The sequence below is a fragment of the Paraburkholderia aromaticivorans genome, from assembly GCF_012689525.1.
GTDB lineage: Bacteria > Pseudomonadota > Gammaproteobacteria > Burkholderiales > Burkholderiaceae > Paraburkholderia > Paraburkholderia aromaticivorans_A.
In genome coordinates, this window is sequence record NZ_CP051515.1 from 2412566 (window position 1) to 2434891 (window position 22326).

The window sequence follows — 22326 nt, forward strand, 5'->3', positions numbered from 1 at the left end:
GCATGAAACTCGCAATGGTACTGGCAACGATGGCGACGGCAGTCGCCGCCAGTGGGCCCGTGCTCGCGGCGGTCAGCGCCGACGAAGCCAAAGAGCTGGGCGGCGGCAAGCTCACCGAATTCGGCGCGAAGAAAGCCGGCAACGAGGACGGTTCGATCCCCGCTTACGCGGGCGGCGTGAAGGACCTCACGGTCCCCGCCGATTTCAAACCTGGCAGCGGCCGCTATCCCGATCCGTTCAAGGAAGACAAGCTGGTCGAATCGATCACTAAGGCGAATCAGGCCAAGTACGCCGACGAACTGACGCCCGGCACCAAGGCGTTGCTCGACCGCTTCCCGGGCTTTCGCGTCGACGTGTACAAGACGCGCCGCACCATGGCTTATCCGGACTGGGTGCTGAAGAATACGGTGGGCTGCGCGACCACTGCCAAGCTTGTCGGCAAGATCAAGGGTGACGGCGTGGAAGGCGCGTTCGGTTGCATTCCGTTCCCGATTCCGAAAGACGGCTACGAGGTGATGTGGAATCAGAACATGCGCTACCAGGGCGTGCGCACCGACTTCCGCTTCCGCACCATTTTTGTCGACGAAGCGGGTCACAAGACGCTGATGGGCGATCAGGAATCCAAGTTCATCTATCCGTTCTACGACCGCAACGCGAGCAAATTGAACGACGCGTATTTCCGCCTGACCTACACGAACTTCTTCGGACCGGCTTCGCAGGTCGGCCAGTTGTATCTGGCGAAATACAGCTCCAATAACGGCGACCAGGACGACACCACCTGGATCTACATGCCGGGCCAGCGGCGCGTGCGCGTGGCGCCCGAACTGAAATACGACACACCGATGGCCGGTATCGGCGGCACGCTGCTGTTCGACGAAATCGGCGGCTTCCAGGGGCGCATGGACCGCTTTGATTTCAAGCTGGCGGGCGAGAAGGAAATCATCGTGCCGTACAACAACTATCGCGCATATCAGTCGCCGAATCTGGTGGGCGACAAGTTCGCCAATCCGGATGTCGTGCGCTGGGAAAAGCACCGGGTGTGGGTGGTCGAGGCGACCCTCAAGACGGGTCAGCGTGATGTCTACAGCCATCGCACGTACTACATCGACGAAGACACGTGGCTGATCGTGGCGTATGACGCGTACGACCAGAGCAATGCGCTCTACCGCACCTCCTATACGCTGGACATCATTCCTTACGACAAGCCGCGCGTCGGCCAACCGATCCAGGTGGTCTACGACCTGACCAAGGGCAACTACGCGGTGATCGCGGACCAGGGCGATCCGGTCACCCACATGATCCCGTACGACGAACTGCCGAATCAGGCGTACTACACGCCGCAAGCGTTGCAAAGCGCGGGCGTGCGCTAAAGCGGTTCAGGCGCGCTGACTGGACGGAGTCGGTCCGGCCGGCGCGCCGCTGAATTCGATGATGCATTTTCATCAAGAGTTTTGACGACAACTTGTCAACCAGTGTCCGCGGAGACTTACCCATGACTTTCCGGTCAGTGCAATACATGACGGCGAGTGTTACCGCGCTCGTTGCGGCACTCGCGTGCCCGCCGGCGTTTGCCGCGGCGACTGGCGCCGGACCTCAGACAGCGAGCGCAACACGCTTTATCGATCCGCTCGACGCGCCCGCCGAAACCGCCGTCTCACCAGCCACCCGCCCCATGACGGCGGTGGCGAGCGCGGGTCAGCGCCTCGTCGGCGTGGGGCAGCGCGGCGTGATCGTCGTATCTGACGACCACGGGCATCACTGGCGTCAGGTTGCGAGCCCCGTGCAAAGCGATCTAACGGCCATCACCTTTCCCACGGCTGCCGAAGGCTGGGCGGTCGGCCACGACGGCGTGATTCTGCACACATCGAACGGCGGCACGAGCTGGACCAAACAGCTCGACGGACGCGTCTCCAACGAGCGCTTCGTCGCCTACTACCGCGCCGCCGTTGCGCGAGGCGATGCAAATGTCGCGGCCTGGCAGAGCTATCTGAAGCAGGAAGAAAACAACGCCAAGGCCGGCCCTTCACTGCCCTACCTCGACGTCTGGTTCGACGACGCAAGCCATGGCTACGCGGTCGGCTCGTTCGGCTCGTTCGCGGTCACGAGCGATGGCGGCAAGACGTGGCAACCGGGCCTTGAACATATCGACAACCCAGACTTTCTGAACCTGAACGCGATTCGCGGCGTCGGCGGCGAGGTGTATATCGCCGGCGAGCGTGGCACGGTATTCAGGCTCGATCGCGCGAGCGGTCAATTCAAACGGCTGCAATCGGGCTACACGGGCAGCTTCTTCGGCATTGTCGGCAATGAGAAGCGGCTCTTTGCGTTCGGTCTGCGCGGCACGGTTTATCAAAGCACCGACCAGGGCGGCAGTTGGCAAAAGGCCGACACCGGCACCGATTCCACTCTGAACGGCGCCACCGTGCTCGGCGACGGCCGCATCGTGATTTGCGGCAGCCGCGCGATGCTGCTGGTCGCCGATCCGGTCAGCGGTGTGTTCCAGCGCGTTTCGGCCGATACGCCGATGCTGTTCGCGGGCATTGCCGCGGACGGCGCGGATCGCGTGGCGCTCGGCGGGTCGAGCGGCATGAGTGTCGAAGCGATCGGCGCGCGGCGCTGAGCATTGAATCGTATCACTAAAGGTGTTCAACATGAATAACCCCCACGATCAGTCGACAGCGAAGGATCAACCGCAACCGGCGCAGCCGTTCGACCGTCGCTCGGGCGGTCCCGTCGAGCGGCTGATTTTCAATCATCGCGCGCTCATCGTGATCGTCTGCGTCCTGTTGACGGCGCTGTTCGGCGCGCGCGCCACGCGGCTGGAAGTCAACGCGAACTTCCTGAACATGATTCCGCAGTCGCATCCGTTCGTGCGCAACTATCTCGACAATGCCGCGTCATTGCGTGCGCTCGGCAACTCGCTGCGCATCTCGGTCGAGAACACCAACGGCTCGATCTACGACGCCGACTATCTGCGCACGCTGCAAAAGATCAACGACAAGGTGTTCCTGATGCGCGGCGTGGACCGCGCCTACATGAAGTCGTTGTGGACGCCCTCGGTGCGCTGGACCGAAATCACCGAGGACGGTTTTCGCGGCGGCCCGGTGATGCCGGAAGCCTACGACGGCTCCGCGAAAAGCCTCGACGAATTGCGTCGCAACGTGGCGCGCGCCGGCATCGGCGGCTCGGTGGTCGCCAACAACGAGCGTTCGAGCGTCGTGTTCGTGCCGCTGCTCGACAAGGATCCGGCCACCGGTGCGCCGCTGAATTACCGCGAGCTCTCGCACGATCTGGAAAAACAGGTCCGCTCGCTCGAAACCGGCAACGTCAAGATTCACATCGTCGGCTTCGCGAAGCTGGCGGGCGATCTGATCGACGGCCTCGACGGCGTGCTGATCTACTTCGGCGTGTCGGCCCTGATCGCCGCGCTCGCGCTCTATGCGTACACGCGCTGTCTGCGCAGCACCGGTCTGGTCGTGCTATGTTCCGCCGCCGCGGTGATCTGGCAACTCGGCATCGTGCAGTGGCTCGGTTTCTCGATCGATCCGTATTCGATCCTCGTGCCGTTCCTTGTGTTCGCGATCGGCGTGTCGCACGGCGCGCAGAAAATGAACGGCATTACCCGCGACGTCGCACGCGGCGTGCATCGCTATGCGGCCGCTCGCCATACGTTCCGGCGGTTGTTCCTCGCCGGCCTGACCGCCCTCCTCGCGGACGTGGTCGGCTTCGCGGTGTTGATGATCATCGACGTGCCCGTGATCCGCAACCTCGCGCTGGCGGCCAGCATCGGCGTAGGCGTGCTGATCTTCACCAACCTCGTGCTGCTGCCAGTGCTGCTGTCGTACACCGGCGTGAGCCGCTCCGCGGTGCGCCGTGCTCGCCTGAGCGCCGATCCACACGCAAAGCGCGGCTTCGTGGTGCGTAGCTATCAGGCCTTCGACCGCTTTTCCACCCGCAAATGGGCGATTGGCGCAATGGTCGGCGCGTTGCTGCTGTTCATTGGCGGCCTGGCGATCAGCACGCACCTGCAGGTGGGCGATCTCGACTCCGGCGCCCCCGAACTGAAAGCGAACTCGCGCTACAACCGCGATAACGCTTTCATCAACCAGCACTACAACCTGTCGAGCGATGTGTTCGCCGTGATCGTCAAGACGCCGGCCGGCGGCGTGGAGAGCTTTCCGACGCTGACCGAAATGGATCGCCTCGAAGCGAAATTGCGCGAGACCGAAGGCGTGCGCGGCACGGTGTCGGCGGCCGGCGTGGTGCGGCAATACACAGCCGGCAACTTCGAAGGCTCGCCCAAATGGCTGACAGTGAATCGTGACCCGTTTGTCTCCGGTGACGCGTTTTCGAACGTCGTGGTGGCCATGCCCGAGCTGACCAATGCCGACCGCACGGTGGCACCGCTGCTGGTCTTCCTGGGCGACCACAAGGCCGAGACGCTGACGCGCGTGGTGCACGTGGTGAACGACTTCGCCGCCGTGCACGACACGCCCGATCGGCACTTTCTGCTGGCCGCAGGTTCGGCCGGCATCGACGCCGCGACCAATATCGTCGTCGAACAGGCCAATCGCGAGATGCTGCTGCTGGTGTATGCGTCGGTGGCGATCCTCTGCTTCATCACGTTCCGCACGTGGCGCGCCGTGGTCGTCGCGCTGATTCCGCTGATGCTCACCTCGGTATTGTGCGAAGCGCTGATGGTGCTGCTCGGCATCGGCGTGAAGGTCGCCACCTTGCCGGTGATCGCACTCGGCGTAGGTATCGGTGTCGACTACGCGCTGTATCTGCTCTCCGTGCAACTCGCGCGGCAACGCGCCGGCGCTACGCTGCGCGAGGCCTACCGCGACGCGCTGATGTTCACCGGCAAGGTCGTGATGCTGGTCGGCTTCACGCTCGCGGGCGGCGTCGTCACGTGGGTCTGGTCGCCGATCAAGTTCCAGGCCGACATGGGCATCCTGCTCACCTTCATGTTCCTGTGGAACATGGTCGGCGCCCTCGTGCTGATTCCGGCGCTCTCCTATTTCCTGCTGCGGCCGAAAGCCGAACGCCTGCGCGGCGGCTCCGGCAGCGAGCCCGCCGAGGCCAAGCAAACGGCGGTTCACGCCACCTCGGCCACCCGCCTGCGCGCCGCTGCGCCGGTGACCGGCCAGGCATCCTGACAAGCCGTCCATTCAAACACTTTTTGGAGATTCACCAATATGTTCGATCTGCTGATGACCGCCGACATGATGGTTCCGGACCCGGACGGGATGACCGAATTGCTGGTCAACAAGCTGGGGATTCACAAACATCCGAACTGGCGCCAGGCGTTCGGCAACCATCCGTACATCGCCCATTTTCTGCGCGTGCACAAGTCGCTGGCCGTGGCGCCGACGCGAGTCGAGCCGCAAGTGCATCTGGATCGCCCGAACCCCGGCGACCCGTCGTTTCATCATTTCCTGCAGAGCCTCGAAGCGTTTCAAGGCAAGCATCGGCCGATCCTCACGCATTCGATCGTGGTGGCCGCGCATGGTCCGAAGTTCGAGCAGACGGTCGAGCGCCTGATGCGTCGCCGCCTGCCCTTCCGGATGGCGCAGCGCACGCCGGAAATGCCCTTCGACCGTTTGTGGGTCGGCGTGACACCCGAGCGCCCCGAGTACGAACCTTCCGTCGACGGCGGCCTGTGCATCGAGATCATGCCGATGGAGCCGCTGCAACTGCCGCCGGAAACTTTCGCGACGCCCGCGCCGCAGCCACGCGATCTGCAACCGGGCCAACTGGTGCGCGTCACCGCGCGCGGCTTTCTCGTGCGCGATCTGGATGACACGCTGCGCCGTTGCTCGGCGAATCTCGACTGGGAACCGGCCGGCGCGGTGGAGACGCTGGTCGGGGAAGGCTACCGGCGCGCACGGATGGGCTTCACGCTGCCCAACAGCGCGTCGCTCGACGTGCTGGAGGCAACCCGCTGGGACGGCGAGGCCGGTCGCTATCTGAATAGCTGGGGCCCGGGACCGTATTTCGTGCGAATCGCGGTGAACGGCCTGCAAGTGAAGGCCGAAGAATTGAAAGCGCGTGGCATCGGCTTCGACTGGGTCGAATCGTCCGAAGCCGTGGGCGGCCGATCGCTGATTCGCATCCACCCTGCCGAGTTGGACGGCCAGCTATTCGAGTTCGAAGAATTTCAGGCGCCCCGCTAAATGCTGACCACCGACGAGGGGACTTCCACCATGAATGGGCTGACGATCAATCCCACCGTGCGCATCGAGCGCAGCGGTAAAACTGCGTGGATCGTGCTGAACCGGCCGGAACAGATCAACGCGATCAACGACGAGATTCGCCGTGGCGTGCCGCAGGCGCTGCAACTCCTCGACGCCGATCCCGACGTCCACGTGATCGTGCTGCGCGGCGAAGGCCCGCGCGGTTTCTGCGCGGGCGCGGACATCAAGGAAAAGCGCGGGCCCGAGTCATCGCTGCAGGTTCGGCGGCGCATGGAACGCTCGCGCTGGATCGAAGCACTCGATCAGGTGCAGAAGCCTGTGCTCGCGGCGTTGCATGGCTTTTGCATGGGCGGCGGCCTGGAGATCGCGCTCGCCTGCGATATCCGTTTCGCATCGCCCGATACTGTTCTTGCGCTGCCGGAAACCGGCCTCGGCCTGATTCCCGGCGGCGGCGGCACGCAGCGTCTTGCGCGCGTGGTCGGCCACGGCCGCGCGCTCGACGTGCTGCTGACCGGCGACCGGATGAGCGCGCAGCAAGCGAAGGAAATCGGCCTCGTGACGCGTATCTCGGCGACGCCCGAGAGTCTGATCGCCGAAGTGCAGATGCTGGCGGACCGGCTCGCCGCGAAATCGCCGGCAGCGACGATCTATGTCAAGCAGGCCGCGCGCGCCGCGCTCGAACTCGACCTGCGCCGCGGGCTGGATCGCGAACTCGATCTGTTCGCGCTGCTCGCGCCGAGCGACGACGTCAAGGAAGCAGCGCTGGCCTTCAAGGAAAAGCGCACCCCTGTTTTTACTGGAGACTGAGCAGATGACCAGCGGTATTGGAGGCAACGGCGGCACGCAGGCGACGGGCAAGCTCGAAGGCAAGGTGGCCATCGTCACCGGCGCGGGCGGCGGACTCGGCGCGGCCTGCGCACGCGGACTCGCGGCGCAAGGCGCGCGAGTGGCGGTGGTGGATATCGATGAAGAGGCGGCGGTGGCGGTGGCTGCGTCGATCGGGGAACGGGCGATGGGCCTGCGCACCGACGTCTCGTCCGAGGCCGAGGTCAAGGCGATGGTGGCGGCGGTGCTGGAGCGCTTTGGCCGCATCGACATCCTGCACAACAATGCGGCCGTGCTCGACGCCGCGCAACGCAGCGGCGACCGCGATGTGTGCAACGTCGAAGTCGAAGCGTGGGATCGCGCCATGGCGGTCAATCTGCGCGGCCCGATGTTGTGTTCGAAGCACGCGATTCCCGCAATGCTGAAGGTAGGCGGCGGCTCGATCATTCATGCGTCGTCTGGTTTCGGCGCGCAGGGCGATTTCACCTTGAGCGCGTATGCGGCATCGAAGGCCGGCTTGACGATTCTGAGCAAGTCGATCGCCGCACAGTACGGCAAACAAGGCATCCGCTCGAACACGATCCAGATCGGGCTCGTGGTCGCGGAGAACGGCGGCGCGCATCCGCTGCCCGACGACATCAAGGCGGTGATTCTCGACGGCCACCTGACGCCCTATCTCGGCGAACCAAAGCATGTGGCGGACGTGGTGTGTTTTCTCGCTTCGGACGAAGCCGCGTTCATTACCGGCGCGACGCTGCCCGTCGATGGTGGCTTCACGAGCCATGCGCCGACGCTGGCGCCGATGCGTGCGCTGTTCGCGGCGCGCGGCAGAGAAGCATATTGAGCGCGCTGCCGTCACCGCAGGCGGAGCCGGGCTTCGATGCTTCAGTCACGAAGCCGCCAGCCGCCGGAAAGCCGACCATCGTGCTGGTGCACGGTGGCCAGCATAGCGGCGCGTGCTGGCAGCCAACGGTCGACGCATTGCGCGCGCTTGATCCTTCAGCGCAGGTACTCGCCGTCGACCTGCCCGGCCACGGCAACGAACCGGGCGATCTGGCAACGCTGACCATCGCGCAATGCGTCGAGAGCGTGAACGCGCAGATTCAGGCGACACGGCCGAGTCGTGTGATGCTGGTCGGACACTCGATGGCGGGAATCACGTTGCCCGGTGTGGCGGCGCGGCTCGGTGCCGCGCTCGTGCAACGGATGGTTTTCATCGCCTGCTGCATCCCGCCGGACGGCAAGACCGTGCTCGATACCTTGCATGCGCCGATGAACGTGATCGCCTCGCGAGCTGCGCGGCGCACGGCCGTCAGCGCGCCCTTCCCCGCGTTCATCGCTCGCTGGGTGTTCGCCAACGGCATGACGCGCGAACAGAAACAACGCGTGGTGGCGGGCCTGTGCGCCGAAAGCACGCGGGTGACGACCGAACCGGTCGATCGTTCGACATTCCCGCGCGTGCCGATGAGTTGGGTGCTGACGCAACGCGACCGCGCGTTACGGCCGAAGGTGCAGCGCGAATTCATCGGCAATCTGGGCGGCGTGGATGAAGTCATCGAACTGGACACCTGTCACAACGCGATGATCAGCGAACCGGTGAAGCTGGCGGAGATTTTGTTGAGCCGGTGTTGAGGGTCACGTCGGGCGCTTGCTCCGTGCCCCAGCTTGCCAACGCCCGGGCCAGATTCGCCCTCATCCGATGCAACAAGCCGACCAGCATCTCACGCTCGTGAGCATCGAGGCCGGCTAAAGCTTCGTCGGCAACCCGGTCCCCGACGTCCAGCACGTGGACGAGCGCTGCCCGCGCCTTGCCGGTCGCTTTCACACAGTAAGCCCGCCGGTCTTGCGCATCCGCCGCCCGCACCACCCAGCCGCCTTCGGTCATCCTGTCCAGCAGCCTCGTCAACGAAATCGGCGAAATCTCGAGCGTCTCGGCAAGCCTCGCCTGATTCGTCTCGCCGTACCAGGACAGATAAGCGAGCACGCGGCTCTGCGCGCGCGTCAAGCCAAGACGAGCTTTGGCTCGCTCGTCGAAAAGCCGGCCGCACAGCCGGCCCGCGTCCGTGATCAAAAAGCCCAAGCGATTGTCGTAGCCGTTTTCCATGCCGGCGATTATACGAGTCGATCTGGTCAAATGTGAACATGACGGCGATATCTGTCTCAATTACAATAAGCACGCTTATCATTTTTGCGCGCAACGCGACTGAGACCTCTACGCTATGGCAGGACATTTGGCAGGACATTCCACGGCACCCGCCCAGCCGCTGCAACCCGGCGCCGGGCTCAACCGACCGCTCATCACCGTGTCGATCATGCTGGCCACGCTGATGCAATCACTCGACAGCACGATCGCCAACGTGGCGCTGCCGCACATGCAGGGCGCGCTGTCCGCCTCGCAGGACGAGATCACCTGGGTGCTGACCTCGTATATCGTTTCCGCTGCGATCGCCACGCCCCTCACCGGCTGGCTCGCCACCCGCTTCGGTGTCAAGCATCTGCTGGCCGCGTCGATCACGGGCTTCACGATCGCCTCGGGGCTATGTGGACTCGCGGATTCGTTGCCGCAAATCATCATCGCGCGCTTGCTGCAAGGGATCTTCGGCGCGTCACTGGTGCCCTTGTCGCAGTCGATCCTGCTCGATATCAATCCACGCGAAAAGCAAGGCCAGGCGATGGCCGTATGGGGCATGGGCGTCATGGTGGGTCCGATTCTCGGGCCTACGCTCGGTGGCTGGCTCACCGAAAGCTATAACTGGCGCTGGGTGTTCTTCATCAATCTGCCGGTCGGCGCATTCGCGTTGTTCGGCACCCTCGCCTACCTGCCGGAAAACCGCCGCAAGTTCGGCGAGCGTTTCGATTTTTTCGGCTTCGCCACGCTCAGCCTGGCCGTCGGCGCATTGCAGGCGTTACTCGATCGCGGCGAGCAACTGGACTGGTTCAGTTCAATGGAAATTCGCGTCGAAGCGCTACTCGCCGTCATCAGTTTCGCTTTCTTCATTGCCCATACGGCGACCGCGGGGCCACGTTCTTTCTTTCGCTATCAGTTGTTGAAGGACCGCAACTTCGTGACGGGTGTGTTCTTCATCTTCGTGGTGGGCGCAGTGATGTACGCCACGCGCGCGCTATTGCCACCGATGCTGCAATCACTGATGAATTACGACGCCGCCACCGCCGGCTTCGTCAGCGCGCCGAGCGGCATCGGCACGATGATCGCCATGATGGTGGTGGGCCGGCTGATCGGCCGTTTCGACGTGCGCGTGCTGCTCGTGACCGGCTTTCTGATCTCGGCGTTCGCGTTGTGGCAGATGACGCATTACACGCTGGTGCTGTCGCCATCGGACATTGTCTGGCCGGGCGTGGTGCAAGGTTTCGGCCTCGGCCTCGTGTTCGTGCCGCTCAGTTCCGTCACCTTCTCCACGCTGTCCGGCGATCTGCGCAGCGACGGCACCGCGATCTACAGCCTGATGCGCAACATTGGCAGCAGTATCGGCATTTCGGTGGTCCAGACCTTCATCACGCGCAATACCCAGGTGGTGCACGCATCGCTGGCCACGCATGTGTCGGTGTACGAACCTGTGGTGCAGAGCCAGGTCGATCTGCATTCGCCAGGCGCTATCGCGCTGCTGGACATGCAGATCACTCAGCAAGCCTCGATGATCGCGTATATCGACGACTTCAAGCTGATGTTCATCGCCACCTTGCTGGTGATTCCGTTGCTGGCGATCATCCGCCCCGCCCGTCATTCGAGCGCCACACCCGCCGACGCTCATGTCGCGATGGACTAACCGGCCACGTGAATACCTGGAATCGAAAAGGTTTATCTGTACATTTATTGCATTTCTGTTTAGATTATAAAAACCAGACACCATTCAGCGGGCCGCCTATCCTCGCGCCCGACATGAGGAGACATATGCAAATCGACTTGAGCAGCAAGCGCGTGATCGTCACCGGCGCATCACGCGGCATCGGCCGTGCAATCGCGCGGGCTTTCGCAGCCGAAGGCGCGCGCGTCGCCATTTGCGCGCGCACCAGTGCCGACGTCGAAGCGGTGGCGGAAGACTTGAAAGCTCGCGGCGCTTCGGCCGTGATTGCGCACTCAGTCGACGTGACCGATACCGCGGGCGTCAAACAGTTCGTCGAACACGTGGCGCAAAGCTGGGGCGGCGTCGACGTGCTGATCAACAATGCCGGCCAGGGCCGCGGCGGCAACCTCGAAACGCTGACGCCGGAACAGATCCTCGAACACGCCAACATCCTGCAAATGGGGCATTTCCGATTCGTGCAGGCGGTCGTGCCGCATATGCGCAAGCAGCGCTGGGGGCGCATCATCGAGATCAATGCGCTGGCGGGCGTGGTGCCGACGCCGGATGGTATTCCGTCGGTCGTCAATCGCGCGGCCTGTGTGGCGATGTCGAAATCGCTCGGCATGTCACTCGCGAAAGACAACATTCTCGTCAATACCTTGAACATGGGCTGGATCGACACGGGCCAATGGGACCGCCACTATCGCGAGATGCCGCCCGGCTGCACACGCGAGGAGTTCGACCAGATGGTGCTGAAGGTCGTGCCGATCGGCCGCTTCGGCAAGCCGGAAGACGTCGCGGGCATGGCGCTGTTTCTATCGAGCGATTACGCGAGTTTCATCAGCGCGGCATCGATCGATATCGCCGGCGGCATGGGCGGGCAGATCGCCTACTATCCGACGCTCAAACGCGACTTCTATGAAGCGGTGAAAGCGCGCGGCGAGGCTGTGGTCGACCAGTAAGCGGGCGGCAAACTAGCGCGCTTTCGCGGCGCACGTTTTCAGCACGCTGCATTCCATGACGTATGACACCGCCCGCCTCGCGCGGGCGGTTGTCCATCTGCCTCAGGAGTTCCGCTTTGCCCACTGCTTTAACGCCACGGACGCACCACGCCTCGTCTTCTGCGACGGCAACAGGTACAACGTCAAGCTATCCCTCGGCCCGATACGCGTGGTACGTCATCGCCGTTCTTTTCGCGGCCACTTTGCTGTCTCAACTCGACCGTCAACTGCCCGCCCTGCTGGTGCGTCCTTTGCGCAAAGAGTTCGGCATCTCGGATACGGCGTTCAGCTTGCTGCAAGGCTATGCCTTCGCGATCTTTTACACGCTGGCCGGGTTGCCGCTCGGCCGTCTCGTCGATCGCCGCAACCGCCGCAATCTGATCTTCGTCGCACTGCTGTTCTGGGGCGTGGCCACTGCGCTATTCGCCTTCGGCCAGAGTTATATGCATCTGCTACTTGCGCGGGTCGGCGTCGGAATCGGCGAGGCCGTGCTCGCGCCGGCTGCCTATTCTCTGATCGCCGACTACTTTGCGCCGACGCAGCGTGGCCGGGCAATCGCTGTCTATTACGTTTCGATTGCCATCGGCTCAGGCGCGTCATTGCTGCTCGGCGGCTGGTTGCTGGCGGAGATTCCGTCGCACGGTCTGGCGATTCCCGGTTTCGGCAGCGTGCCGGCATGGCGCCTCGCGTTTGTGGCGGCCGCGCTGCCCGCCGTCCCGCTCGCCTTGCTGTTGCTCGTGACGGTGCGCGAACCCGCGCGCCAGGAAATGACCCTGACGGGTACCGGCATCGAGGCGGGCGAGCACGCTTCTGTCGGTGATTTCGTGCGTTATCTACGCCTGCATGCGACTACGTTTGCCCGCGTGCTGACTTATCCGGCCCTGCTGTCGATCATCGGCTATGGCGCGCTTGCCTGGGCGCCTGCGTTGTTCGAACGCAGCTTCGGTATGCCGCCTTCACGTTCCGGGCCCTTGCTCGGCCTGATCATTGCCATTGCCGGTGCGGGCGGCACGCTCGTATGCGGTTTTCTCAGCGATGCATGGAGCGAGCGCGGCGTAACGGCGGCACGTTTTCGGGTCGCGCTGCTCGGCTCAGCGGTGTTCACCCTACCGTGCGTACTATGGCCGCTGATGCCGGATGCGCGCCTTGCATTCGCGCTGTTGTTCGTCAGCGTGTTCGGTCTCGGCATTGCGCAGTCGGCGGCGCCCGCAGCGATCCAGGCGGTCGTGCCCAACCGGATGCGCGGCCAGGCGATTGCCGTGTATCTGCTGTTGGCGGGATTGCTTGGTATTGGTCTTGGGCCGACCGCCGTTGCGCTCGTCACCGATCACGTCTTTCATCACGACGGCGCTTTGCCCTATGCACTGGCGTGCACGGCGGCGCCCGCCGCGCTGTTCGGATTGTGGTTGATCGGCTCGGGCGTGAAGCCGTATGCGCGCACGCTTGCCGCTTTGCACGCTGCGCAGCAGCGTCGGTAAACAACGAAAACGGCGGCGGAGCGTGAGTGCTCAGCCGCCGTGTGACTCTGGTGCGTATGGTGAGCGATTCACGCTTGCCATTGGCATCCCCCAATCGCGGATGTCAATCTAACCTGTTTATTCACCACGCCCCAATCTGCCGATCGCACGCATCGGCGAGAGCACGCGTTTTGCGCCGATTCGATTCCGCAGCACGCCGATGCGCTCGATCTGCGCTTCGATCACGTCCCCTGGCTGCAGGAAGCGGCCATCTTCGAGCCCTACGCCGCACGTCGAGCCGGTAAAGACCAGATCCCCCGGCCGCAACGCAATGCGTGCATCCACATAGTTCAGCAACTCGTCGACCGGAAAAATCATCTGGTCGGTCGTATCGTGCTGACGCTCCTCGCCGTTGATGCGCAAACTCAGCGTCACGCATGGCTGGCCAGGGCCACCGAACTCATCGAGCGTAGTGATCCACGGGCCGATCGGCGCGGTGCTATCCAGCGCTTTTTGCGTGAACAGATCGAGCGAGCCGAGTTGCTTGCCGGCATCGCGCGCGCTGATGTCGTTGCCGACCGTATAGCCGAGCAGACAGGCGCTCGCCTGCGGTTCGTCGCCGAACGCACGCGCGACGACTGCGACCAGCTCGACTTCATAGTCGAGCTGATTCGTGACGGCGGGGTATTGAATCTCGCCGCCCGGCGGCACCAGCGCCGATGCGGGCTTGATATAGGCGAGCGTATGCGGCGGCGCCTGTTTGCGGCCGAGCCGCACCAGATGCGACAAATAGTTCAGGCCGACGCCGAACACCCGCGCCCCGGGATTCACCGGCGGACACAACTGCAATTCGGCGAGCGGTAAGCGGCGCGCATCGAGTTCGAGCGCCGCACCGCCCTGCTCCGCGACCACCGGCGCCCACACTTCGAATGGCGCACGAATGCGCTGCACCTCGCGCGCGCTTTCGTCGACCTGGGCCCAGAAACTCTCGCCCGCCGCGTCGCGGACTCTCGCGAGCTTCATGGCTAGGTCCGCTGACGTTGGGCAGCGAGAATCGCAAGACCTTCGGCATCCATCACTTCTTCCGGCGTGCGCACACTCGGGCCAAGAATCGGGCCGACCAGTTCGTGACCCCACGTACTCAGTTTTTCCGGATTCAGTTCGAATCCGTCGCCGTGCCACGGCTCGAGTTCAGTGATGATCTCGAACGCAAAGCCGCCCGGCGAGAAGTGATAGAACGACACGTGCGGATCTTGCGTGTGCTGGCCGAGCGTCATCATCATCGGCAGCTTGCGTTGTTTGACGATGTCGTAGGTTTCGCCCACGTCACGAAGATTGTTCACGAAGAGGCCGATGTGCTGAATGCCCATCTTGTTTGGCCCAAGTCCGTAGGCAATATCGTGGCTGGTGCTCGTGTTCAGTTTCGAGCGATAGAACGCGGTTTTGCCCTTGCCCGCTCCCGCGCCGTAGTAGTGAAAGCCCATCACCACAGTCAGGAAGTGCTCCAGCTCCGGCGGGAATTCCGGCGTGATCACCACGATATGGCCAAGGCCGCGCGCGCCGGCATTGAAGCCGCCGTGCGGACGGCCCGGGATGAACGAGCGCGGCATCCATTTTTGCGAGTAGAACAGTTCGTGCTGATAGCCGACCGGATCGCGAAAACGCACCACGTCACGCACGCCGCGCAGTTCCGCATCGCCTTGGGTCACTTCGACACCCGCCTCGCGCAGCCGCGCCACAGCCGCCTGAAATTCGAGCTTGCCACGCGCTTCCCAGCCGATATACGCGAGCCGGTCGACCTTGCCGGGATGGAATGCAAAGCGGTGCCGCCGGTCGTCCATGCGGAAGTACAGTGAATCGCGATCCGCTTCCGGCGATGCGCCGATTTGCAGACCCAGCACTTCGGGCCCGTAGGTGCGCCACTCGTCCATGTTGGCCGTCTCGAAGCCGAGATAGCCGATGCCGATAATATCCACGACGTCTCCTGAAATAGTGATCTGTCAGGCATGCCTGGCGCTGTTACAGCGCGAGCATGCCGCCGTCCACGACGATGTCGGTGCCGGTGATGTACGAGGCCTCGTCCGATGCGACGAACAGCGCCGTGGCGACGATTTCCTCCGCTTCTCCCGCGCGTTCCATCGGAATGCCGGCGAGCAGCATGGAACGCGTGGCCGGGTTATCGAGGAACGGTTGGGTGCCAGGCGTCACGACTACGCCCGGGCTGATGCTCACGGCGCGAATCCGCTGCTTGACGCCTTCCACCGCGAGTTGCCGCGTCAGAGCGATCACGCCGGCCTTCGCCGCCGAATGCGCACCAATGCCGGTCGCGGCCGACGCACCCCAAGCCGCCACCGACGAGATATTGACGATCACGCCGCCCTGCACCGCGAGATGACGCCAGGCAAAGCGCGTCGGATAGAACACGATGTCCAGTTCATTGCGCAGCGTGTAGCGCCAGTCGTCCACCGACATCTCACTGATCGGACCGAAGCGCGCCGCCGATGCGTTGTTGTACAGAATGTCGATGCGGCCATAAGTGGCGACCGCGTCTTCAATCCATGCCTGCGCTGCCTGCGGATCGCCCAGATCGACGCTGCCCGTGCCTGCCATATCGAGGCCTTGGCCGCGCAGCAAGGCGATCGTTTCCTGCTGCGCCCCTGCGTTCAGATCGCAACCGAACACCTTGGCGCCTTCGCGCGCAAAGCGCAGCGCGGCCGCTCTGCCCTGACCGCCGCCGGTCCCGCTGATCAGCGCCACCTTTCCTTCTAGCCGTCCCATATGATCGGTCTCCCGTCGGCTCAGGCCGCAACTGCTTCGACGCTCAACGCTTCAGCGGGACAGGCGGCTGCACCTTCGCGCGCGTCTGCCTCGAGTTCGGCGGGAATCGTTTCCGCGTCCAGATAAACGAGACCGTTCTCGTCGAGTTTGTAGACCTGCGGGCACAGCTGCGCGCACAGTCCATAACCGCAGCAGCGGCTCCGATCCGCGCTCACGCGCAGCACCACTGATGCATTGAGTTCCGAATTCATGTCTCCTCCTTTGAGCGCGTGGCCATGCATGACCATTGGCTGGAAATTATATGCACAGATTATGCAAATATGTTTATTTTATGGTCCGGGTTGACCCTGGCTGCGCGTCTTCACGGAAAGGTTTGGTCGCGGGCGCAGGCATCATCGACTGTGCGTCTTTGATCGGGTAAGCCACTATGAACAAAGGCTTTGCGCCGGGACTATTCTGGCTACAGAATATAATCCCTGCCTGTAGAACGATTTCGGAACACTGCGAACACCCTTTGGCGCCGCGTTTCTTACGGGCGAGGACAGAAAATGAACGGCACATGCCAGTGCCCGGACGGCAACCAAGAGACCGCCACCCATGACGACGAAGAAGAACATTGCTGCAAGCGAGTCGATAGGAACCCGAGCGAGCGTGGCGCGCCGCTCTGCTGATCAAGCGCTGAAGAGCCGTGGCGCAACCAGCGCGGTGACGGTGAAGCCTGTTGCGAATGCCATCCGTATCCTGCGTTATCTCACGCACACAGGTGCGCCGGAGCGAGCCGCTGACATTGCGCGGCACCTGTCGATCAATCCGAGCACCTGCTTCAACATTCTGCGCACACTCGTTGCTGAGGACGTGGTCGATTTCAATGGCCTGTCGAAGACGTATTCGGCCGGCCTCGGCTTGGCGCGGCTGGTGGAGCAACTGGTCACGCAGGGGCAGCGGCTGCAACTAGCTGCGCCGCTGATGCAGGATCTTGCCGCGGAGTTCGGCGTCACCGTGACCTTGTGGCGCCGGCTCGGCGCGGACCGGATCGTGCTGGTGAGTTCGGAGGCGAGTCCGACGGATTTGCACATCGATATGCCGGCTGGGCAGCGGCTGCCGATTTTGATGGGCGCCAGTGGACGCCTGTTCGCCGCGCGCCTCGGCCTCACCGACGAACAGTTGCGCGAAGAATTCGAACAGCTGCGTTGGGCGCGGCCCATTTCGCTCGACGCCTACGTGCGCGAAGTGAATCGAGCGCGGCGGCGTGGCTGGGCTAGTGATGACGGATACTTTGCCACGGGCGTAATGGCGATTGCGGCGGCTGTCTGCGACAAGAGCGATAACATCGCGTTTACGGTCTCTACGGTCATGATTCGAGGCGACCGCGCGGAGGCGCAAGTCGATGCGCTCGGCGAGGCCGTGCGCGACCTGGCTCACCGGCTGGAGTCAGTGCTCTTCTGATTTTTTCTTCTCATTCGGGCGCGGTGGTTGTGCGCCCGGAGTCTTGGCATTCGCTCAAGGCATCAGCATTCTCTCTCGAAGTATCCATCCGCATGGCTCGCAAAATCCCCGCGCCCCTCTCCCTGTAAACCCTAAAAACGCCCCATCGCAGGCGGTTAAGTGAACATTATCGTTGATTGTGTTCAACTTGTTATCTACTATCTCCGTATCAACTTGCTCCAAACCCGGCTCGCCGAATCGCAGGTGAGCCCTTCACTACGGGGACCCCCGATGAAACTGGAAGACCTCATTCTCGTCAGCGTAGACGATCACGCGATCGAGCCGCCCAACGCTTTCGCACGTCACATGCCCGCCAAATACAAGGGCCGCGAACCGAAAGTCGTGCAACGCAGCGGCCGCGATGTTTGGGAATTCGAAGAAAAAGCCACCGGCTACATGGGCTTGAATTCGGTGGTGGGCCGACCGAAAGAAGAGTACGGCATGGAACCGCTCGGCTACGAGCATATGCGCCGGGGCACCTGGGACATTAAAGCGCGCGTGGACGACATGAACGCCAACGGTGTGCTCGGTTCGCTCTGCTTCCCGACTTTCCCCGGTTTCGCCGGGCAGCGCTTCCAGAGCTACGAGGATCGCGGCGTGTCGCTTGCAGCGATCCAGGCTTATAACGACTGGCATCTGCACGATTGGTGCAACGCGGCACCGGGCCGCTTCATGCCGTTGATGATCACGCCGTGGTGGGACCCGCAAGCGGCCGCGGCCGAGATCGAGCGGATGGCCAAACAAGGTGTGCACGCCCTGTCGCTCTCGGACAACCCTTCGCTGCACGGCTACCCGTCGATCCATAACGATCACTGGGATCCGGTCTACAAAGCCTGCGCGGACAACAACGTCGTGATCTGCTGCCATATCGGCACCGGCGCGAAAGCCGACCACGCTTCCGACGAATCGCCGATCGACGCGTGGATCACCTCCATGCCGATCTCGATCGCCAATTCAGCCGCAGACTGGATCTGGGGGCCGATGTGGAAGAAATACCCGACGCTGCGCATGGCACTCTCGGAAGGCGGCATCGGCTGGATTCCGTATCTCCTCGAACGCGCGGACTTCACGCACCGTCACCATCACGCGTGGACCATGTCGAACTTCGGCGGCAAGATGCCGAGCGATATCTTCAACGAGCACATCATCACCTGCTTCATCGAAGATCAGTTCGGCTTGAAGAATCTCGATTCGATCAATCTCGACAAGGTCACCTGGGAATGCGACTACCCGCACTCCGACTGCACGTGGCCGAATTCCGCCGACGTGTTCTGGGAACAGGCACAAGCGCAAAACGTGTCCGATGAAGTGATCAACAAGATCACTCACCTGAATGCGATGCGCGAGTTTTCCTACGACCCGTTCCCGATCCTCGGCCGCGAGAACTGCACGGTCGGTGCGCTGCGCGCCAAAGCGAAGCACGTGAGCATCGAACCCGCGCTCGGCATGGGCGGCGCGGCGCCGGTGCGCGATCCGAACAAACCGGTGACGTCCGGCGACATCAACCGGATGTTCGCCGCAGCCGACGCACAGGCCGCGTTGTAAAGCGGTCCACTCACGCCGTGGCAGCCCATCGCCGCGGCGTCGGCAACACAGACCGGGCCGCGCTGCACGTATCGGCTTCGTGGACCAGGCGCGCTACGCGGCCGGTGCGGCTTGCGTAATGCGCTCGACATCCACGGCCATGATCGGCGCAGCCCGGTGCCCGCTCCTTCGCGTCCCATCCGAACTATGTCCGCTACCGCATTTCGCTATCACCGCATTCCCATCGACGCCGAGCCGCTGCGCGAGCAGGTGCGCGCGTTCCTCGCCGAGACTTTGAAAACGCGCTCGCCGCTCAAGCGTGCCGAATCGTGGATGGGCGCCGATCCCGCTTTCAGCCGCGAACTCGGCCGGCGCGGCTGGCTCGGCATGGCGCTGCCCAAACGCTATGGCGGCAGCGAGGCCGGCCCGTTTGCGCGCTATGTCGTGATCGAAGAACTGCTCGCGGCGGGCGCGCCCGTCTCCGCGCACTGGATCGCCGATCGCCAGAGCGGTCCGCTGCTTCTGCGCTACGGCACCGAAGCGCAGCGCGAGCGCTATCTGCCGGCGATCTGCCGCGGCGAAAGCTATTTCTGCATCGGCATGAGCGAACCCAATTCCGGTTCGGACCTCGCGTCGATCCGCACGCGCGCCGAGCGCAAAGGTGACGGCTGGGTGCTCAATGGCCACAAACTGTGGACCACCAACGCGCATTACTCGCACTACATGATCGCGCTCGTGCGCACCGGCGACAAATCCAGCGCGCGGCATGAGGGCATGTCGCAATTCATCATCGACCTGAAAGCGCCGGGCGTCACGATCCGCCCGATTCGTGATCTGGCCGGCGGCGAGCATTTCAACGAAGTGTTCTTCGATGACGTGCAACTGGGCGCCGACGCGCTGGTCGGCACCGAAGGCCAGGGTTGGAACCAGGTCACCGCCGAACTCGCCTTCGAACGCAGCGGCCCCGAGCGCTTTCTCAGCAGCATCGCGTTGCTGCATACGCTGATCGATGCGATCGGCCGTCGGCCCGACGCCCTGCAGGCACGCGAAATTGGCCGTCTGACAGCGCGGCTCTTCACGTTGCGGCAGATGTCGCTCTCGGTCACGGCGGAACTGGCGGCCGGACAAAACCCCGCGTGGGCTGCATCGTGCGTCAAGGATCTCGGCACGACTTTCGAGCAGGAGATTCCCGAAGTCGCGCAACTGCTGCTCGATACGTTGCCCAGCACCGGCGGCGGCAGCGACCACGCGCAAGTACTCGCCTACCTGATGCAGATGGCGCCCTCCTTTTCCCTGCGCGGCGGCACGCGCGAAATACTGCGCGGCATCATCGCCCGCGGACTTGGACTGCGGTAAAACGCCATGAGAGAAATTTTCGAATCCACCATCGAGCGACTGCTCGGTGACATCGTCACGCCCGACGTGCTGCGCGATAGTGAAGCAGGCGCCTGGCCGGCGTCGTTATGGCGTGCCATCGAAGAATCCGGTTTTGCCGTCGCGGCCGCTTCTGAGGCACAAGGCGGGGCCGGCGCGAGCTGGGCCGATCTATTCGTCGTGGCGCGCGCGGCAGGCCGTCACAACCTGCCCTTGCCCCTCGCCGAAACCCTGCTGGCCAATGCGCTGCTCGGCGAATGCGGGCTCGAAGCGATCAATGCGCCGCTCGGCATCGCGGGTGGCGGATCGGTGACGCTGCAACAGGGACGCGTGAGCGGCACGCTGCAGGACGTGCCTTGGGGCCGTCACGTGGGCCACGTGGTCGCCATCACCGCGGGCAAGGAGCCGACCCTCGTGCTGCTCGACACGGCCGACGCACAGGCGACATTGCGCCTGAATACCGCGGGTGAACCGCGCGACGACCTGCGTTTCGAGCGCGCCGCCTGCGTGAGCTGCGTGCCCTTGCCGGCCGATCTGCAAGCCGACGCGCTGCAACTGGGCGCAGCGATGCTGCGCAGCGCGCAGATTGCGGGCGCCTTGCAGGCAGTGCTCGACCTGACGATTCTCTACGCCACCGAACGCGTGCAGTTCGGCAAGCCGATCGGCGCGTTCCAGGCGCTGCAGCAGCAGATCGCGGTGCTCTCCGAGCATGCGGCTGCCTCGGCGGTGGCTGCGGAATGCGCATTCAGCGCATCGCTCGACGGCGCCGGTGGCTTCGCCGCGCTGCCGATCGCCGCAGCCAAAGTGTGCAGCGCCGAGGCGGCGAGTTTCGCAGCGGCCGTGGCGCACACCGTGCATGGCGCGATCGGCTTCACCCATGAACATGCGCTGCATCACTCGACACGGCGGCTGTGGTCGTGGCGCAGCGAATTCGGCAACGCGACCGTGTGGGCGCAACGGCTGGGCGCAGCCGTGTGTGCGGCCGGCTCGGCGGGATTATGGCCGGCGCTGACCTCGGGACGCCTCGCATCACTCGATCGGCCCGTCACGGCAACGCCGCTGCAAGGAGTCGCGGCATGAGCGACACCTTTCTCAATGTCGAACGCGACGGCGCCGTCCTGACCGTGTGGCTGAACCGTCCTGAAACGCGCAATGCACTGTCTGAACCCGCGCAAATGGATGAACTGGTCGATCTGTGCCGGCAGGTGCGCCGCGACCGCACGATCAAGGCACTTGTACTGACCGGTGCCGGCAGCGCGTTTTGCGCCGGCGGCAACGTGAAAGACATGCGCGAGCGCGGCGGCATCTTCGCCGGTTCGCCGCACGAGGTGCGCGATAGCTACCGCGATACGATCCAGCGCATTCCACTCGCACTGTATGAGCTCGACGTGCCGGTGATCGCCGCCGTCAACGGTCCCGCGATCGGCGCGGGGCTGGATCTCGCGTGTATGTGCGACATCCGCATCGCGTCGGAGAAAGCGCTGTTCGCCGAGAGTTTCGTGAAAGTCGGCATCGTGCCGGGTGACGGCGGCGCATGGCTGCTACCGCGCGTGATCGGCATGCAGCGCGCAAGCGTGATGTCGTTCACCGGCGACACGATCGACGCAAACAGAGCGCTCGAATGGGGCCTGGTGGCCGAAGTGGTCGCCGCTGACGATCTGCTCGCGGATTCCCAGGCGATGGCGCGGCGCATCGCCGCCAATCCGTCGCACGCACTGCGCCTGACCAAACGGCTCCTGCGCGAGGGCCAGCATATGCGGCTCGATTCTTTGCTGGAGTTATCCGCCGCGTATCAGGCGCTTGCGCATCACACCGACGATCATCTGGAAGCAGTCAACGCGTTTCTCGACAAACGGCCGCCGCGCTATACGGACAGATGATC

19 protein-coding genes and 1 pseudogene are annotated in these 22326 nt (G+C 63.7%); 15 read left to right on the top strand and 5 right to left on the bottom strand.

Features of this window, described 5'->3' with window-relative positions; all coding sequences use genetic code 11:
- Nucleotides 1–2: 2 nt before the first annotated feature.
- The 7 genes from HF916_RS22625 to HF916_RS22655 all read left to right on the top strand — a co-directional run bounded on the left by HF916_RS22625 (nt 3) and on the right by HF916_RS22655 (nt 8654).
- A complete protein-coding gene (locus HF916_RS22625) occupies nt 3–1370 on the top strand; it encodes a DUF1329 domain-containing protein (RefSeq protein WP_168791026.1) in 1368 nt (455 codons plus the stop codon).
- Nucleotides 1371–1492: 122 nt separating this feature from the next.
- Nucleotides 1493–2620 (top strand): WD40/YVTN/BNR-like repeat-containing protein, encoded by a 1128-nt coding sequence (locus HF916_RS22630; RefSeq protein ID WP_168791027.1) that lies wholly within the window; start codon nt 1493–1495, stop codon nt 2618–2620.
- Between the two features lie 31 nt (nt 2621–2651).
- The gene (locus HF916_RS22635) at nt 2652–5159 is read left to right on the top strand and encodes an efflux RND transporter permease subunit (RefSeq protein ID WP_168791028.1); all 2508 of its coding nucleotides are present in this window, start codon (nt 2652–2654) and stop codon (nt 5157–5159) included.
- Nucleotides 5160–5198: 39 nt separating this feature from the next.
- Nucleotides 5199–6176 (top strand): lactoylglutathione lyase, encoded by a 978-nt coding sequence (locus tag HF916_RS22640; protein WP_168791029.1) that lies wholly within the window; start codon nt 5199–5201, stop codon nt 6174–6176.
- Nucleotides 6177–7004, top strand: a complete 828-nt coding sequence (locus tag HF916_RS22645) for an enoyl-CoA hydratase/isomerase family protein (protein WP_168791030.1) — start codon at nt 6177–6179, stop codon at nt 7002–7004.
- A 4-nt stretch (nt 7005–7008) separates the two neighbouring features.
- The gene (locus tag HF916_RS22650; protein ID WP_168791031.1) at nt 7009–7866 is read left to right on the top strand and encodes an SDR family NAD(P)-dependent oxidoreductase; all 858 of its coding nucleotides are present in this window, start codon (nt 7009–7011) and stop codon (nt 7864–7866) included.
- Nucleotides 7863–8654 (top strand): alpha/beta fold hydrolase, encoded by a 792-nt coding sequence (locus HF916_RS22655; protein ID WP_206001843.1) that lies wholly within the window; start codon nt 7863–7865, stop codon nt 8652–8654. The genes HF916_RS22650 and HF916_RS22655 overlap by 4 nt, the downstream gene beginning before the upstream one ends.
- Nucleotides 8655–8703: 49 nt before the next feature.
- Here the strand turns inward: HF916_RS22655 and HF916_RS22660 are convergent.
- Nucleotides 8704–9126 (bottom strand): annotated as a pseudogene (locus HF916_RS22660) (MarR family winged helix-turn-helix transcriptional regulator); the annotation flags it as partial.
- Nucleotides 9127–9241: 115 nt separating this feature from the next.
- Between HF916_RS22660 and HF916_RS22665 the strand changes: the two are divergent.
- The 3 genes from HF916_RS22665 (at nt 9242) to HF916_RS22675 (ending at nt 13304) form a co-directional block, all read left to right on the top strand.
- Complete coding sequence (locus HF916_RS22665) at nt 9242–10807, top strand: DHA2 family efflux MFS transporter permease subunit (protein WP_168791033.1); 1566 nt, start codon at nt 9242–9244, stop codon at nt 10805–10807.
- 125 nt (nt 10808–10932) lie between these two features.
- Nucleotides 10933–11787 carry an SDR family oxidoreductase gene (locus HF916_RS22670; protein WP_168791034.1) on the top strand — a complete coding sequence of 285 codons (855 nt, stop codon included), beginning with the start codon at nt 10933–10935 and terminating at the stop codon, nt 11785–11787.
- 242 nt (nt 11788–12029) lie between these two features.
- The gene (locus tag HF916_RS22675; RefSeq protein ID WP_240975471.1) at nt 12030–13304 is read left to right on the top strand and encodes an MFS transporter; all 1275 of its coding nucleotides are present in this window, start codon (nt 12030–12032) and stop codon (nt 13302–13304) included.
- A 117-nt stretch (nt 13305–13421) separates the two neighbouring features.
- On the opposite strand, the gene HF916_RS22680 is transcribed toward HF916_RS22675, so the two are convergent.
- Genes HF916_RS22680 through HF916_RS22695 form a run of 4 tightly spaced genes read right to left on the bottom strand, consistent with a single transcriptional unit; the run spans nt 13422 to nt 16312 of the window.
- Nucleotides 13422–14306 carry a fumarylacetoacetate hydrolase family protein gene (locus tag HF916_RS22680; RefSeq protein WP_168791036.1) on the bottom strand — a complete coding sequence of 295 codons (885 nt, stop codon included), beginning with the start codon at nt 14304–14306 and terminating at the stop codon, nt 13422–13424.
- A 2-nt stretch (nt 14307–14308) separates the two neighbouring features.
- A complete protein-coding gene (locus HF916_RS22685) occupies nt 14309–15259 on the bottom strand; it encodes a VOC family protein (protein WP_168791037.1) in 951 nt (316 codons plus the stop codon).
- 43 nt (nt 15260–15302) lie between these two features.
- The gene (locus tag HF916_RS22690; RefSeq protein WP_168791038.1) at nt 15303–16061 is read right to left on the bottom strand and encodes an SDR family NAD(P)-dependent oxidoreductase; all 759 of its coding nucleotides are present in this window, start codon (nt 16059–16061) and stop codon (nt 15303–15305) included.
- A 20-nt stretch (nt 16062–16081) separates the two neighbouring features.
- Entirely contained in the window at nt 16082–16312 is a 231-nt protein-coding gene (locus HF916_RS22695; protein WP_168791039.1) for a ferredoxin, read from the bottom strand.
- Between the two features lie 346 nt (nt 16313–16658).
- On the opposite strand from HF916_RS22695, the gene HF916_RS22700 reads away from it, so the two are divergent.
- The 5 genes from HF916_RS22700 to HF916_RS22720 all read left to right on the top strand — a co-directional run bounded on the left by HF916_RS22700 (nt 16659) and on the right by HF916_RS22720 (nt 22324).
- Nucleotides 16659–17507: an IclR family transcriptional regulator gene (locus HF916_RS22700; protein ID WP_168791040.1), complete on the top strand. Its 849-nt coding sequence runs from the start codon at nt 16659–16661 to the stop codon at nt 17505–17507.
- Nucleotides 17508–17777: 270 nt separating this feature from the next.
- The gene (locus HF916_RS22705; protein WP_168791041.1) at nt 17778–19091 is read left to right on the top strand and encodes an amidohydrolase family protein; all 1314 of its coding nucleotides are present in this window, start codon (nt 17778–17780) and stop codon (nt 19089–19091) included.
- 186 nt (nt 19092–19277) lie between these two features.
- Entirely contained in the window at nt 19278–20426 is a 1149-nt protein-coding gene (locus tag HF916_RS22710) for an acyl-CoA dehydrogenase family protein (RefSeq protein ID WP_168791042.1), read from the top strand.
- A gap of 6 nt (nt 20427–20432) precedes the next feature.
- On the top strand, nt 20433–21524 hold the full coding sequence (locus tag HF916_RS22715; protein ID WP_168791043.1) for an acyl-CoA dehydrogenase: 1092 nt from the start codon (nt 20433–20435) through the stop codon (nt 21522–21524).
- The gene (locus tag HF916_RS22720) at nt 21521–22324 is read left to right on the top strand and encodes a crotonase/enoyl-CoA hydratase family protein (protein ID WP_168791044.1); all 804 of its coding nucleotides are present in this window, start codon (nt 21521–21523) and stop codon (nt 22322–22324) included. Before HF916_RS22715 ends, HF916_RS22720 begins: the two co-directional genes overlap by 4 nt.
- Nucleotides 22325–22326 lie beyond the last annotated feature (2 nt).

Bases quoted from the DNA above. Each gene is read 5' to 3' on its own strand.
- HF916_RS22625 (WP_168791026.1), top strand. From the start codon at position 3: ATGAAACTCGCAATGGTACTGGCAACGATGGCGACGGCAGTCGCCGCC.
- HF916_RS22630 (WP_168791027.1), top strand. From the start codon at position 1,493: ATGACTTTCCGGTCAGTGCAATACATGACGGCGAGTGTTACCGCGCTC.
- HF916_RS22635 (WP_168791028.1), top strand. From the start codon at position 2,652: ATGAATAACCCCCACGATCAGTCGACAGCGAAGGATCAACCGCAACCG.
- HF916_RS22640 (WP_168791029.1), top strand. From the start codon at position 5,199: ATGTTCGATCTGCTGATGACCGCCGACATGATGGTTCCGGACCCGGAC.
- HF916_RS22645 (WP_168791030.1), top strand. From the start codon at position 6,177: ATGCTGACCACCGACGAGGGGACTTCCACCATGAATGGGCTGACGATC.
- HF916_RS22650 (WP_168791031.1), top strand. From the start codon at position 7,009: ATGACCAGCGGTATTGGAGGCAACGGCGGCACGCAGGCGACGGGCAAG.
- HF916_RS22665 (WP_168791033.1), top strand. From the start codon at position 9,242: ATGGCAGGACATTTGGCAGGACATTCCACGGCACCCGCCCAGCCGCTG.
- HF916_RS22670 (WP_168791034.1), top strand. From the start codon at position 10,933: ATGCAAATCGACTTGAGCAGCAAGCGCGTGATCGTCACCGGCGCATCA.
- HF916_RS22680 (WP_168791036.1), bottom strand. From the start codon at position 14,306: ATGAAGCTCGCGAGAGTCCGCGACGCGGCGGGCGAGAGTTTCTGGGCC.
- HF916_RS22690 (WP_168791038.1), bottom strand. From the start codon at position 16,061: ATGGGACGGCTAGAAGGAAAGGTGGCGCTGATCAGCGGGACCGGCGGC.
- HF916_RS22695 (WP_168791039.1), bottom strand. From the start codon at position 16,312: ATGAATTCGGAACTCAATGCATCAGTGGTGCTGCGCGTGAGCGCGGAT.
- HF916_RS22700 (WP_168791040.1), top strand. From the start codon at position 16,659: ATGACGACGAAGAAGAACATTGCTGCAAGCGAGTCGATAGGAACCCGA.
- HF916_RS22705 (WP_168791041.1), top strand. From the start codon at position 17,778: ATGAAACTGGAAGACCTCATTCTCGTCAGCGTAGACGATCACGCGATC.
- HF916_RS22710 (WP_168791042.1), top strand. From the start codon at position 19,278: ATGTCCGCTACCGCATTTCGCTATCACCGCATTCCCATCGACGCCGAG.
- HF916_RS22715 (WP_168791043.1), top strand. From the start codon at position 20,433: ATGAGAGAAATTTTCGAATCCACCATCGAGCGACTGCTCGGTGACATC.
- HF916_RS22720 (WP_168791044.1), top strand. From the start codon at position 21,521: ATGAGCGACACCTTTCTCAATGTCGAACGCGACGGCGCCGTCCTGACC.